Annotated in this window: 10 protein-coding genes and 2 tRNA genes; 3 read left to right on the top strand and 9 right to left on the bottom strand. The window is 51.5% G+C overall.

Features of this window, described 5'->3' with window-relative positions:
• Window positions 1-3: 3 nt before the first annotated feature.
• From GCWU000325_RS08300 to GCWU000325_RS08265, 6 genes are all read right to left on the bottom strand, one after another.
• Window positions 4-636: a metal ABC transporter ATP-binding protein gene (locus tag GCWU000325_RS08300; protein ID WP_006255950.1), complete on the bottom strand. Its 633-nt coding sequence runs from the start codon at window positions 634-636 to the stop codon at window positions 4-6.
• Window positions 633-1,481, bottom strand: a complete 849-nt coding sequence (locus GCWU000325_RS08295; protein ID WP_006255949.1) for a metal ABC transporter solute-binding protein, Zn/Mn family — start codon at window positions 1,479-1,481, stop codon at window positions 633-635. The genes GCWU000325_RS08300 and GCWU000325_RS08295 overlap by 4 nt, the downstream gene beginning before the upstream one ends.
• Before the next feature lie 175 nt (window positions 1,482-1,656).
• Entirely contained in the window at window positions 1,657-2,106 is a 450-nt protein-coding gene (locus GCWU000325_RS08290; RefSeq protein ID WP_006255948.1) for a YqaA family protein, read from the bottom strand.
• A 21-nt stretch (window positions 2,107-2,127) separates the two neighbouring features.
• Entirely contained in the window at window positions 2,128-3,069 is a 942-nt protein-coding gene (locus tag GCWU000325_RS08285; RefSeq protein WP_006255947.1) for a hypothetical protein, read from the bottom strand.
• A 40-nt stretch (window positions 3,070-3,109) separates the two neighbouring features.
• Window positions 3,110-4,384, bottom strand: a complete 1,275-nt coding sequence (purD, locus tag GCWU000325_RS08280) for a phosphoribosylamine--glycine ligase (protein ID WP_006255946.1) — start codon at window positions 4,382-4,384, stop codon at window positions 3,110-3,112.
• 2,399 nt (window positions 4,385-6,783) lie between these two features.
• Entirely contained in the window at window positions 6,784-7,398 is a 615-nt protein-coding gene (locus tag GCWU000325_RS08265) for a polysaccharide deacetylase family protein (protein ID WP_006255942.1), read from the bottom strand.
• Here GCWU000325_RS08265 and GCWU000325_RS12195 point away from each other — a divergent pair.
• Window positions 7,391-7,561 carry a hypothetical protein gene (locus GCWU000325_RS12195; protein WP_006255941.1) on the top strand — a complete coding sequence of 57 codons (171 nt, stop codon included), beginning with the start codon at window positions 7,391-7,393 and terminating at the stop codon, window positions 7,559-7,561. The two genes, GCWU000325_RS08265 and GCWU000325_RS12195, sit on opposite strands and share 8 nt — an antisense overlap.
• 37 nt (window positions 7,562-7,598) lie before the next feature.
• On the opposite strand, the gene GCWU000325_RS08260 is transcribed toward GCWU000325_RS12195, so the two are convergent.
• Window positions 7,599-10,973: a glycosyltransferase family 117 protein gene (locus GCWU000325_RS08260; protein ID WP_006255940.1), complete on the bottom strand. Its 3,375-nt coding sequence runs from the start codon at window positions 10,971-10,973 to the stop codon at window positions 7,599-7,601.
• Window positions 10,974-11,480: 507 nt separating this feature from the next.
• On the opposite strand from GCWU000325_RS08260, the gene GCWU000325_RS12505 reads away from it, so the two are divergent.
• Window positions 11,481-11,603 carry a hypothetical protein gene (locus tag GCWU000325_RS12505; protein WP_006255936.1) on the top strand — a complete coding sequence of 41 codons (123 nt, stop codon included), beginning with the start codon at window positions 11,481-11,483 and terminating at the stop codon, window positions 11,601-11,603.
• A gap of 41 nt (window positions 11,604-11,644) precedes the next feature.
• Here GCWU000325_RS12505 and GCWU000325_RS08250 read toward each other — a convergent pair.
• A tRNA-Asn gene (locus tag GCWU000325_RS08250) sits at window positions 11,645-11,718 on the bottom strand.
• A gap of 28 nt (window positions 11,719-11,746) precedes the next feature.
• Window positions 11,747-11,820: transfer RNA gene (locus GCWU000325_RS08245), tRNA-Asn, on the bottom strand.
• A gap of 83 nt (window positions 11,821-11,903) precedes the next feature.
• Between GCWU000325_RS08245 and GCWU000325_RS08240 the strand changes: the two genes are divergently transcribed.
• Window positions 11,904-12,893 carry an adenosine kinase gene (locus tag GCWU000325_RS08240; protein WP_006255935.1) on the top strand — a complete coding sequence of 330 codons (990 nt, stop codon included), beginning with the start codon at window positions 11,904-11,906 and terminating at the stop codon, window positions 12,891-12,893.
• The last annotated feature ends 6 nt before the right edge of the window (window positions 12,894-12,899 follow it).

Genomic DNA, 12,899 nt, shown 5'->3' with positions numbered 1-12,899 from the left:
GATTTAATGCCCATTTTCGGGTTGTACATTATGGTTGCTCACCTGCCAAACGTTGGAGAAAGGGAGCGTCTCGTCGTGACTGACGAGCACGATGGCGCAGTCGTCTTGCAAACGAAGGAGAAGTTCGTACAAAAAAGTCTTACCGGCGGCGTCAAGATGCGTATCCGGCTCATCCAAGAGTAGGAGGTCGGGGCGAGAAACTATGGCGCGGGCTAATAAAACCCGCTGCCACTGGCCGCCACTTAAATCGGAGATAGGCCGTGCGGCCAACTGTTCGATGGCCAACTGATGCAGGGCTTCGCGAACGCGATCGTCGGCATCGGGCGAAAAGCGCGACAGTAGTTTTTTTCGATTTTGCAGGCCGGAGCGCACGACATCGTAAACGCGCAAAGGAAACTGGCGATCAATTTTTCGATACTGCGGCAAATAACCTAAACGCAGGCCGGACGCGCGGCGGATCTCGCCTTTCGTGGGGCGCAATAAGCCGGCAAGTAAACGCAAGAGTGTCGTTTTTCCGCCGCCATTTGTGCCCCTCAAAACGATAAAATCGTGCGGTTTAATCGCGATATTGACGTTTTCCAATACGACTTGGCCGTCGAAAGCAAAGGTTACGTCGCTTAGGCTTACTAAATTCATTGTGCAGCTAAGGCTTTTGCGATGGCAATGGCTTCATCGTCCCAGCGATAAGCCAAGGGATTGATGATGACAACGCGGGCACCGGTGGCTTCTGAAATGGACTTGACGGAGTGCCCCTTGAACTCGCGCGACAAGAATATGATGTGGACTTCGGCCGCTTTGGCTTCCGTGATGATCGTAGCGAGATGATCGCCCGATGGCTCTTTGCCGTCTTGCTCAATCGTGAGTTGGCGGAAGCCATATTCGCTGGCAAAGTAGGCTAAAGCAGGATGATAGATTAAAAAATTGCGATATCGAACCTTGCTAACCATAAGTCGTATGCGGCGATCCGTTTCGTCGGCGTGGCGCTCGAGTTCTGCCAACTTCTTTTTGTACACTTCGGTGTGTTTTGGGTCGTTCTTGCAGAGTGCATTACAGACATTGCGGGCCATCTGCACGACATTCTTAGGCGACATCCAGATGTGCGGGTCTGTAGAATCGCTGTGACCCTCGTGTTTTGCAGCCAGAAGGGATATTCCGTCGGACACGGTGTATATTTTTAGCGTCGGGGCGGTCTCTTTCAAGCGCTCGAGCTGCTGCCTTTCAAACCCGAGCGTGCCGATAGCAAAATATAGCCGGCTGTTACTTACGTCCATCAGCTGTTTTGGCGTGGGTTCGTAGGTTTCCGGACTTGCTCCGACCGGTGTCAAAGTAACGACTTTGTAGTAATCGCCCGCAAGGTGTTCGACGATATTGCGTAGGGGCTCGATGCTGACGGAGATGAGCGGTTTATAACCCGTCTTGTCGTTTTTACAAGTCCAGAAGAGTGGAATCAAAAGCAAGAGAAAAAGGAATCTGATGCGCATAGTGTTGAAGTTTTTTCGCTTGGGCGGAGTTGTAAATGGCTCCGGCTGATGCGGCGGTCTTTTGTGCTTATTTATTTTCAAGCGCGAAGCGCGTGAGTGTTTGTCGGACGTGAAATAATTCTCGGCGGCCTCGATTCGGCGCGCGTTGTATTTATAATATACTCGGTCGTGTTTGCTAAAATGAGGCGTAGGAGCTGACGATCACTGCGTAGCGCGTGAATTTACCCAAGGCAATCGTGAACGCAGAGTAGAAGAGGTTGGTGCGTAGAAAGCCCATCGAGACTGTGAGTATGCTGCCCAAGATTGGCACCCAGGCCAACAAGCCTGCCCACGCGCCGTATTTGCGTACGTGCCGCAAGCCTTTGTGTAGATCCTGCGGCTTCACTTTTGCATATTTCTCGATCCATTCTTCTTTTCCTTTTGTTCCGATCCAGTAGTTAAACATTCCGCCTAAAAGATTGCCAATGGTGCCCCAAATAAGCAGCCCGACGGGATCTGCACCGGCGGCTAAAAGCCCCAGCAATACGACCTCCGACGCAAAGGGCAAAAAAGTACCGGCTAAAAACGCTGCGATAAACATTCCGAGTACGCCGTGTGCGATTAGAAAATCTGTGATCTCTGTCATATCATCTCCAAGTTTGATTTTTTACGCCCAGCCAAAGATTGCCGGCAAGCCGTAATTGTATATGCCCAATGCGATCAAGCCCAGCAGCCAGCAGATAAACCAAACGTTCATCAACAAGCCTCCGCGCGCCAAAGCGAAGTAGTGCGCGATCAGCGGAGAAGCCACCACCAAGTAAAGAGGCATTATTATACAATAATGATGTGGCAATAATACACCCCCTCCGGCAATAGCCAGTTCGAGAATGATCAGCACATAAAGAAACACACGTGTGCGAATTTTATCGTTGAAGCTGGTACGGACGAAGTGGAGCGTACTCAGCAGCGCCAAAAGGCTGAGAAAACAGAAACTTGCTACGTGCGGCAGCGGCAGATGTTGGAAATCGGGCCAACTATATTGTAAAAACGGGGTAAATTGTTGCTCTAATTCTTCCAAACGGTTCATCCAAACGAGATAGCCGGCGTAAAACCAATAGGGAACAACCAAACCGAAGAGTCCGGCAAACAAAGATCGCCACGTGAGCGTGTGCAAAACGAGGGCCATCGTCACATAAAAGAAAACCGACAGCACAAGTAGCGGCGGGAAAACCAAACTTCCGATGGAAAGGAAGAAGAAAGCGTGAAACGTATAATGCTCGGGGCGATATTGCTGATAAGAACCGAAGAGGCAAAACAAGGCCGGCAGCAGCCCTATGGCGGGAATCAAATTCGTTCCGGCCGGATGGAGATCCGGCAGCGCGGCAAAAAGCGCCAAAAAAGTGGCACTTACGAGGCGCGAACGTATGCGTAGGAGTTGAAAACGATTGTTTAACTCGCGCAGCGTATAGGTTAAGGCGCAGACAATCGCAAAGCCGCCCCACAGCCACGCGCTGCGCGGATCGGGAAGCACCCAAACTACACCGGCAATGACGGCCACAAGCGGCAGCGTCAGCATACTTTTGGCCGATCGGTTGCGAAAGTCGTCCATCCTGTTCCTATCTATATAATAATGTGTGCGGCTTTTAGCCTTAGGCGTCTATGATGTCTTTGCCGATGTCGCGGCGGAAATATTTCCCCTCAAAGTCAATTGCCTCTGCGCCGCGCATCGACTTCGCCAAAGCTTCAGTCGCCGTTGCGCCGTAGTTGCTTACCGCTGCGACGCGCCCACCCGCTGTCACGAGTTGCCCGTCTTTCAGCGCCGTGCCCGCGTGAAACACTACGCCGTCCGCTTGCTCGCCGATCGTCATCGGAATATTTTTACGATAAGCCTCGGGATAGCCGCCACTTACGCACATCACGCAGACCGCAGGTCGCTCATCGAAGACCACTTCGCGGCGATCCAAGTCGCCTTGCGCCACACCCTCAAAAAGTTCGACAAGATCACTCTTCAGTCGGAGCATAACCGTCTCCGTTTCGGGGTCGCCCATACGACAGTTGTATTCGATTACCTTCGGTCGCCCATCGCAATTGATCAAGCCGAAGAAGATAAAGCCGCGGTAGTCCAAGCCGTCAGCCGCCAAGCCTTCGACCGTGGGCCGCACGATCTCATCTTCTACGCGTTGCATCCATTCTTTCGTGGCAAAAGGTACGGGCGAAACGGAACCCATACCGCCCGTATTTAAGCCCGTATCGCCTTCGCCGATGCGTTTGTAGTCTTTTGCTTCAGGCAAGATTTGGTAATGCTTCCCGTCAGTCAAAGCAAAGACCGAACACTCTATGCCCGACAAAAATTCTTCTATGACAACCTGCGCACTGGCTGCCCCAAAGCGTCCCGAAAGCATCGCTTTGAGTTCGCTTTCAGCCGTTTCCAGATCATCGAGGATCAATACGCCCTTACCGGCGGCCAAACCGTCAGCCTTCAAGACGTAAGGGGGCTTGAGGGTCTTTAGGAAGCGGCAAGCTTCCTCAAATCGGTCTGCGCCGAAGGTTTGATAATCGGCCGTCGGGATGTGATGGCGGCGCATAAAGGCTTTGGCAAAATCTTTAGAACCTTCCAAGCGTGCGCCGGCGGCACTCGGTCCGATAAGGGCAACGTGCTGCAACTCCGGCCGACTGCGAAAATAATCTACAATGCCTTCTACGAGTGGCGCTTCGGGGCCTACGACGACCATATCTATTTTATTTTCAACGACGAAGCGTCCCACTTCGAGAAACTTCATCGGGTCGAGCGCTACGCAAGTCGCTATTTCGGCCATTCCGGGATTGCCCGGGGCTACAAACAAACGGTCCAATCTTTCGCTCTGCGCGATTTTCCACGCCAATGCGTGTTCGCGGCCTCCGCTACCCAGAAGTAGAATATTCATAATCGCAGTTTATAAGCAGTAAATGTTTCAGTTCGATTGCTCAATGTCGGCCTTGCCGCGCGCAGCGGCCTCTCCCGCGTTCGAAGCACTTGTCGGAAGGGGGCGCAACGCTAAATAGCGGTCAGCGAAACCGCAAATTTTACGACCGATCGGCTTTATATGCAAAAGTAGTAAAAAGGTTTGGAAAATGCCTCTTTATGTTTTGATACCTTTCTCCCTGCCTGCCTCGCTGAGCACTAAGTGCTTAAGCGGCTCGCTTCCGCTGGGCCGTCTCTTGCGCCATCGGTCGCTTGCTTTGTTCTCATTTCGGGTCTGCGATATTTCGTTATTCGTTCAGTTTTCGTCGGTTTCATCGGTTTTTGGCTTGATTTTTTCGGCCGCAGCATTGGGCGCTGAGCACGCAGATTTTGATTGGATGCTTTTTCATCGTGAGCGGAAAGGTTTTTCATCACGATAAAAAGGTTGTACGCTCACGAGGGTACGTATTTTTCACCACGGTGAAAATTCGCGTAGTTGGGCGCTTGTGGTTTTTAATTCAATGATTGTTGCGTAAAAATGGGACTTTCATCATTGCAGATTGGGCTCTTCTTTTTCCGCAACCGATGCGAAGCGTTCGCTATGGGGAAGGCGGTCGGCGATGGTTGATTTTAGGCGTTACAATGTCGATTATTCGCGATGAAATGGGCTGTTTTCGATTATTTCCACAAGCTGTTGTTCATTGTGCGTTCATTAGCGGATGTTTTTGAAAGACCAACCCTAAGGGGTTGTCAATTCGTAGGTGCGTTAGGCAGGGTTAAGCCGCTTCGCACCTTAACCCTGCCCTGCCAAGAGACTAACCCCGATGGGGTTATGTGCGGCGGGATTGGTTGGGGATGGGGTGTGCGTGTTAACGTTAATGTGATTGGCGTTATAAATAGCGCTTCGGTTGATCACTTAATGAGTTGAAGATAACGAGTGTCGGTAATCGGATGTTTTTTGAAAGACCAACCCTTAGGGGTTGTCAATGTCGGTGTGCGTTAGGCAGGGTTAAGCCGCTTCGCACCTTAACCCTGCCCTGCCAAGAGACTAACCCCGATGGGGTTATTTGCGGCGGGATTGGTTGGGGATGGGATGTGCGTGTTAACGTTAATACGATTGGCGTTATAAATAGCGCTTCGGTTGATCACTTAATGAGTTGAAGATAACGAGTGTCGGTAATCGGATGTTTTTGAAAGACCAACCCTAAGGGGTTGTCAATGCTTGTGTGCGTTAGGCAGGGTTAAGCCGCTTCGCACCTTAACCCTGCCCTGCCAAGAGACTAACCCCGTTGGGGTTATTTGCGGCGGTGCGGTTGCGGAGATAAGTTGGTGGGGGTTGTGTTTAGGCGCGAGTAGATGCGGTATTAGGTTAAGGTGAGGTTATTTGTGGATGAAGTTTGCGAAAAATGGGTAGGTGGGGGTTGTGTTTAAGTTGCAAGCGAAGAGCATGTTGGTTTCAATAGATCGTTTGCGGAGAGGTTGCATTAAAAAATTGATTGGAAGGAATTATAGGTCAAGTTAGGGTGAGTCTATTTTGAAAAGGATTAGGCACGAGGTCTAACCTCAATTCAATAAAGAGCGCCTCAACCCCTTAGGGTTGGTCTTTTGGCAGGCCGGGGTTAAGTTGCGTAGCGACTTAACCCCGGATAAACGGATGGAAGTGAGTGCAACCCCATCAGGGGTTGGCCTTTTGCTGTGGCAGGGTTGAGGAGCGAAGCGGCAACCCGGCCACTAACGACGTGAGTCGTTGTTGAAGTGATGGGAGGGTAATGATTTATGCATTGCGTTTGGATTGCGGATGTTTTTTGAAAGACCAACCCTAAGGGATTACCAATGCGGCGGTGCGTTAGGCAGAGTTAAGTGCGAAGCGGCTTAACCCTGCCCTGCCAAAAGACTAACCTCGTTGGGGTTATTTGTGGACGTGTGGTTGTGGAAATGGGATGGCGGGGTTGACGTTTGGGAGTAAGCGTATGAAAGGTTGGAGTTTTGTGGAGTTATTTGCGGACGAGCGGTAGCGGAAACGAGGGGGCAGGGTTCGCATTTGGGTATTAGGGCATTTCATATTAGGTTTAGATGGTTGATTTGTAGTAGGTGTGTTGCGGGGCGAACGTCGGAAGCGTTGCAAATTGGTTATTTGGTGTGTATTCAATGGAATAGATCGTCGAAGGAGTGGGTTGGCCGGGTATTAAATTTGGCTCCAATATATAATGAGTCAAATTTAATAGGGTGTTAGTGGGAGGAGCGCGTGCCGGTACTGATGATTAAGGTACTATTTGCGAGCATTGCTTCGCGCGAGGTAAGAGTGCGACCACTATTATATGTGGCTACGCGTGATGATGTGCGTTGGTTGGCACAGCGGTGGCGGTTTTCGAGGAGAAAAAGTTAGTCGAAAACCTTAAAGGCATAGCCTTGCTGCTGCAACCATTCGATGGAGCGGGGCAAAGCATAGAGGAGTTTGTCCTGACTCTTGAGTGAGTCGTGAAAGGTTATGATGCTCCCGTTGCGCGTATAGCGTTGGACGTTGCGCAAGACGTCGCGGCCGTTGAGGCGTGTGGAGTAGTCGCGCGTGACCAAGTCCCACATGATTACTTTATAGTGGTGCTGGAGCACACCTATGTATTGGCCCCATTTCATCCAGCCGTGGGGCGGGCGGAAGAGGTCTGTGCGGATATAAGCGTTGGCCTTTTCGACGTTGAGCATATACTTGTGGACGCTATGGCGCAAGCCGCCGATGTGGTTAAAAGTATGATTGCCCAAGCGATGGCCGGCCGCCTTTACTTGTTCAAAGGTCTCGGGATGCTTTCGCACGTTGTCGCCCACCATAAAAAAGGTGGCCTTCACTTGATAATGATCTAAGACGTCGAGAACCCAAGGGGTGACTTCCGGAATCGGGCCATCGTCGAAGGTGAGATAGACGGCGTGGTCGTTGTGGGCCATTCGCCAATAAGCCAATGGGTAAAGCCAGCGTAGGAAAAGGGAGGGTTGCTCTATGAGCATAGACTATGATCGAAAAAATAGCGGCACGGCTTTCGGCGTCGGGGAGCGCGGGGCGTCGGGCGCGAGGGGCTTTGCCGAGTTAATGGTTGGTTGGCGCGTGGCAGGTGGATGCCGACGCTATAAAAAGGAAAAGCGAGGACGCAAGACAAGAGGGCTGTTTTGAAACCTTTGCTTGCATCCTCACTTTATCAGACATTGTATTATTCTTCTGAACCGTCGGCCTCAGGCGCTTGGGGTTGTTGCATCATTTGCTCCAAGGCTTGTGCGCCGATATTGCCGGCTTGTGTGCCGGTCAACTGCTTTAAGCGAGCGGCATAGAGCCGGGCTTGCGGCACTTTCGCAGCATCGAGTACGCTAATTGCACTGTAGAGGTTGCGGAGCGCACGCGCGCAAGATGAAGCATAGCTCGTGAGGTCGCTGTAAGAGAGCGAGTTGAGCCAGTCTAAATACTGCGCGTTGTATTTTGCGACGGCCGTAGCTACTTCTCCGGCTTTCTTCGCGTTGCCCGCTTGCAGCCAGATTTGTGCCAACTGATAGTCGTTTTCTTCGTAGGGAATGTTGCTCGCAGGCAACATCTTTTCGGACATGGCGAGCACTTCTCGTGCCTTTGCGGTTTGACCTTCCATCAAAAGACGTTGAGCTAACATCGTAAACATGTTACGGTGGGTCTGCGCCATCTTCATATTGGTGGTGTCAAGATAGATGCCGGGCTTGTTGAGGTTGCCGTAGCGGAAGCGTTTCATCAGGTTGTTGTACATCAAATTGGTGTCGATCGTGCCCAATTCGCGCTTGAACGGCGTGATGCGGTAAGCAAGGCCCTCTAAAATAAAGTAGTCTTGGAGACCTGCAAAGTTGTTCGTGCCCAGCGTCACACTCATGTACATCGGGCGCTTCCAGTCGTTGCGCGCAAGCATTTCATAGATCATCACATCTTTGCGATAGAGACCGCCTTGGCCGTTGCGCATGGCCCAAGCCAAGGATAGGTTGATGTGATCAGGGATGGCTTCCTTGCCTTGCGGGAGTGCCATACCTTGATTGATGATATTCTGCTTGTTGACGTGGACAATGACGGAGTCGGTCGGGAAATAGCCCTTCGTCTTCACGTAGTTGTCCATAATATAGCGGAGATCGTAAGGATCCGGCCCGTTGGGGTGCGCCCGCTTAAAGGCATCGAGTTCGGCTTTGCCCTCCGGATGAATCGGGAAGTAAGTATGCTTGCCGTTGTCCGCATATTGATAAGGCCGCCAATTGATCGGCAGTGCGGGAGAATCGTAAGCCGGTCGACGCATTTGGTCCGTGTACCACGCCGTTTGCAGATATTCTAAGTTGCAGACGCGAGCGTCGGTGCGGTTGCCCTCCGTTTCTTGGTTGTACCAAAGCGGGAAGGTGTCGTTGTCGCCGTTGCAGAAGAAAATAGGGTGAGCCGGAGAGCCGTCGAGCAACTTCTCGGGCATCGTGTTCAGATAGTTTAAGCCCGAATCGTGGCAGAGATAGCGGCCGGAACGGTCGTGGTCGTCCCACGTTTGGCTCACCATCTGCAGCGGTACGATGATGCCGAGTACGGAAGCAAAGATCGCTGCCGGCATAGCTTTACTTTCTTGCTGCTTAACCCAGAAGCGCTTGAGCCAATCGTAGATGGCAGCAACGCCAAGGCCGATCCAGATGGCGAAAGCGTAGAAGGAGCCGGCATAAGCGTAGTCGCGCTCACGCGGCTGCTGAGGCGTCTGATTCAAGTATAAGATAATAGCCAAGCCGGTCATAAAGAAGAGGAAGAAAACCACCCAGAACTGGCGCACACCCTTTTCGCCGCGGAACAATTGCCAGAAGAGGCCCAAGAGACCCAAGAGCAAGGGGAGGCAGTAGAAGACATTGTGCGATTTATCCTCTTTCAAGACGTCGGGCAGTTTGCTTTGGTCGCCATAAAGGAAGTTGTCGATGACGGGAAGTCCGGTAAGGTAGTTGCCATATTCTTTCTGACCGAAGCTCTGCACGCCGTTCTGACGGCCGGCAAAGTTCCACAAGAAATAACGCCAATACATGAAGTTAAGCTGATAGGACGTGAAGAAACGGAAGTTGCTCCACTGCGTCGGCATTTGCCCCGGAAATTCCTGCCCGCTTGGTGTGGTGAACGTAACATCGCGCATGGCGATATCGCCGCCCATCCAATCTTGATAAGCTTGGGCATGATGGTAATCCCAAATGCGCGGGAAGAACATCGTGAGGCCTGATGGGTAAACCAATTTTTGAGATGCTACGACCGATTCGTATTCGTCGGGCGCATTGGGTTGTTCCTTGGTTTTTGGCTGCCAAACGTTGCTTTCGTCGATCGTAATTGCTTGCGCGTAGACCGCTTGATCGTATGACGTAAAGGCTTCTCCCTTGAACAAGGGCCTTTGTCCGTATTGGTCGCGACTGAGATAGCTGCCCAAGGTAAAGATATCCTCCGGCGAATTTTGGTCCATCGGGGGATTAGCTACGGAGCGGATGACGATAACGGCGTAAGAAGAATAGCCAATCATCAGCATCAGCATGCAGAGGAGAGAGGTATTGAGGAAGCGTTTGCGCAGACGGAAGTTGCCGTCTTTGTTTTTGGTGTAGAGGAAGTAACCCAAAACGCCGAAGACAATCAGCGCGATGAGGAAGGACTTTATCCCGTCGCCGAAGAAAGGAATGCCGAGCAGTCCGACGGAGATGAGATAAAGAATGTTTGTGCGTGCGCGGTTGTGCTGCGTAGTACTCCAAATTGCCGTCAAGACTACGGCGATCAAAAGTAGGAGATAGAAAGCCACACCTACGTTGAAGCCGAAGCCGAGCCAGTTGACAAAGATGAGTTCGAACCAGCCGCCAACTTTTACAATGCCCGGAACGAGTCCGTAGAGCACGGTTCCGACCAGCACGAAGCCGATCAAGACGGCCAACATACTGCCTTTGGCCTGCGCATTCGGATTGCGTTTGAAGTAATATACAAGTGCGATGGCCGGGAGGCAGAGCAGGTTGAGCAAGTGTACGCCGATGCTCAAGCCCGTCAAATAGAAAATCAAGACTAACCAACGGTCGCTGTGCGGCTCATCGGCGTGGTCTTCCCATTTCAAGATTAACCAGAAAACAATTGCCGTAAACGCCGATGAATAGGCGTAAACTTCGGCCTCGGCAGCAGAGAACCAGAACGTATCGCTCCAAGCATAAGCCAAGGCGCCCGTAAGTCCGGCGGCCATTACTACGATGAGCTGCGCCCAAGTTTGCACGATGCCGTCCTTGCAGAGGATTTGCCGCGTCAAATGTGTGACTGTCCAAAAGAGGAACAAGATCGTGACGGCCGAAAGCAGGGCGCTCATAATGTTAATCATAAAAGCTATCTGCGTCGGGTCGCTTGCGAAGCGCGAAAAGACGCTACCCGTCAGCATAAAGAAAGGTGCGCCGGGCGGGTGTCCTACGTCGAGTTTAGAAGCGGTGGAGATAAACTCGGGGCAATCCCAAAAGCTCGCCGACGGCTCTACTGTAAGACAATAGGTGACGGCAGCAATGGCGAATGCAATCCAACCTACGAGGTTGTTGATCAGCTTGTATTGCTTCATAGTGAAAGAAACTATTATATTGAATATTATTTTCGATGAACAACTCGCAAAAGTAGGAAGAAAATATTGAAAGCCCACCGCTTGGGCTCTAAAATAAGTGGGTTCTCGGCAAAAAGTTGGCGTCACAGCGTGGCCTTTTTTAATGAAACAGGCTTGACGGCGGGCGGCGATGGTCGAAAATGCGGTGCGTAAGTTTGGATTTTTAGGGGATTTTTGTGGAGAATTTTGAGGCTTAAATTGTCATTTTTCGCCCATTTCATCGCGTTTTCGGGACATTTCTTCAGAGTTTTGTGAGGCCTCGCCGATCTTTATTTTTGTTTGGTCCGAGCAAACTATCGTTTGGTGGGAGCAAATTATCGTTTGGCGGGGAGAAACCATCGTTTGGCCCGAGCAAACGATCGTGGGGCAGGGCGTAATATTTTTATAGGAAGACTTCGCGCGTCGCAAAACGAGCGGCGGCGAACTGCTTCATCGGCTGGAGCGAAAAAATGGGCCGCTTTGTCGAAGATGCATAAGTCATTTGCGCGGCGCAGACGAGGCAGCCTCAAGGCCGATGCCGATGAGCAAGGCCGCTGCTGCGTCAGAGAGCGCGGCCGGCCAACTTTTGATGAACAACGTAAGAGGATATAAAAAAAGAAAGAGACGCGGGCGATCCCTTCTCTTTCTTTGTGCGCTTCAGGATGGGCTTGAACCAACGACCCCCTGATTAACAGTCAGGTGCTCTAACCAACTGAGCTACTGAAGCTGGTGAATTGAGTAGTAGAATTTTTGTGCGCTTCAGGATGGGCTTGAACCAACGACCCCCTGATTAACAGTCAGGTGCTCTAACCAACTGAGCTACTGAAGCAGTTTTTATCAATTCGGCTGCAAAAGTAATAGGTATTTTCCAAATTAGCAATACCTTTGCAGGAAAATTACAGAAAAAATCAGATGAAGAGAGTTTTAGGCTTTGGTAATGCGCTGGTCGATGCGCTTGCAAGAGTCGAGGATGACACGATATTAGAAGCCCTACAGTTGCCGAAGGGATCTATGCAGCTGATCGACGCTGAACGTTATCGGTATATCAGTGATCAACTGGCAAAAATGGAGACAACGCGGGCTACCGGTGGGTCGGCCTGCAACACGATCTTGGCGCTCGGCCACTTAGGTATGCAGCCCGGCGTCGTGGGTAAGGTTGGAGATGACGATAACGGACGTTTCTTTGAAGCTACTTGCCGCCGACACAGCATCCGGCCAATGCTGCTGCGCAGCGAAAAGGCCACGGGCGTTGCCTCTACCTTTATTTCGCCCGATGGACAGCGTACGTTTGGCACGTATCTTGGCGCTGCCGAAGAAATGTGCGCCGAAGAGATCCACGAAGCCTTGCTCGATGCGTATGATTACGTCTATATCGAGGGCTATTTGGTGCAGAATCACGATTTGTTGCGCCGCATTGTGGCCGTGGCTAAGGCGAAAGGGACTCCCATTTGCCTTGATTTGGCTTCTTATAATATTGTGGCGGGTGAAATAGCATTCTTTACAGAGCTTTTGCCCAACGTTGATATCCTTTTTGCCAATCAGCAGGAGGCCGAAGCCTTTACCGGCGAGGTTGATCCCGAAACCGCTTTGCTGAAATTGGGCGAGATCTGTCGTACAGTTGTTGTTAAGACCGGCGGATCGGGCGCAAGGGCTAAGCGCGGCGCGGAAGTAGTAAACGTAGCTGCGCGCCCCGTGAAGCAAGTTTTGGACACGACGGGCGCCGGCGACTTTTTTGCGGCCGGTTTTCTGTATGGTCTCTCGAAAGGTTGCGATTTAGCCGAGTGTGTTTACAAAGGAACGGTCCTCGCAGCTTATGTAATAGAAGTGGCCGGTACGCATTTGCCGGAAAAAACGTGGGACGCTATCCGGACGGAGATAAACGCCGCTCGGCCGGTTGTCTGATATATG

The sequence above is a fragment of the Alloprevotella tannerae ATCC 51259 genome (assembly GCF_000159995.1).
Lineage (GTDB): Bacteria > Bacteroidota > Bacteroidia > Bacteroidales > Bacteroidaceae > Alloprevotella > Alloprevotella tannerae.
This window is presented reverse-complemented; position numbering and strand designations above follow the sequence as displayed.

What these genes read in the sequence shown, in the direction of transcription:
- GCWU000325_RS08300 (WP_006255950.1), bottom strand. Translation starts at nt 636, where the DNA reads ATGAATTTAGTAAGCCTAAGCGACGTAACCTTTGCTTTCGACGGCCAA.
- GCWU000325_RS08295 (WP_006255949.1), bottom strand. Translation starts at nt 1,481, where the DNA reads ATGCGCATCAGATTCCTTTTTCTCTTGCTTTTGATTCCACTCTTCTGG.
- GCWU000325_RS08290 (WP_006255948.1), bottom strand. Translation starts at nt 2,106, where the DNA reads ATGACAGAGATCACAGATTTTCTAATCGCACACGGCGTACTCGGAATG.
- GCWU000325_RS08285 (WP_006255947.1), bottom strand. Translation starts at nt 3,069, where the DNA reads ATGGACGACTTTCGCAACCGATCGGCCAAAAGTATGCTGACGCTGCCG.
- purD (WP_006255946.1), bottom strand. Translation starts at nt 4,384, where the DNA reads ATGAATATTCTACTTCTGGGTAGCGGAGGCCGCGAACACGCATTGGCG.
- GCWU000325_RS12195 (WP_006255941.1), top strand. Translation starts at nt 7,391, where the DNA reads ATGAGCATAGACTATGATCGAAAAAATAGCGGCACGGCTTTCGGCGTC.
- GCWU000325_RS08265 (WP_006255942.1), bottom strand. Translation starts at nt 7,398, where the DNA reads ATGCTCATAGAGCAACCCTCCCTTTTCCTACGCTGGCTTTACCCATTG.
- GCWU000325_RS08260 (WP_006255940.1), bottom strand. Translation starts at nt 10,973, where the DNA reads ATGAAGCAATACAAGCTGATCAACAACCTCGTAGGTTGGATTGCATTC.
- GCWU000325_RS12505 (WP_006255936.1), top strand. Translation starts at nt 11,481, where the DNA reads ATGCATAAGTCATTTGCGCGGCGCAGACGAGGCAGCCTCAAGGCCGAT.
- GCWU000325_RS08240 (WP_006255935.1), top strand. Translation starts at nt 11,904, where the DNA reads ATGAAGAGAGTTTTAGGCTTTGGTAATGCGCTGGTCGATGCGCTTGCA.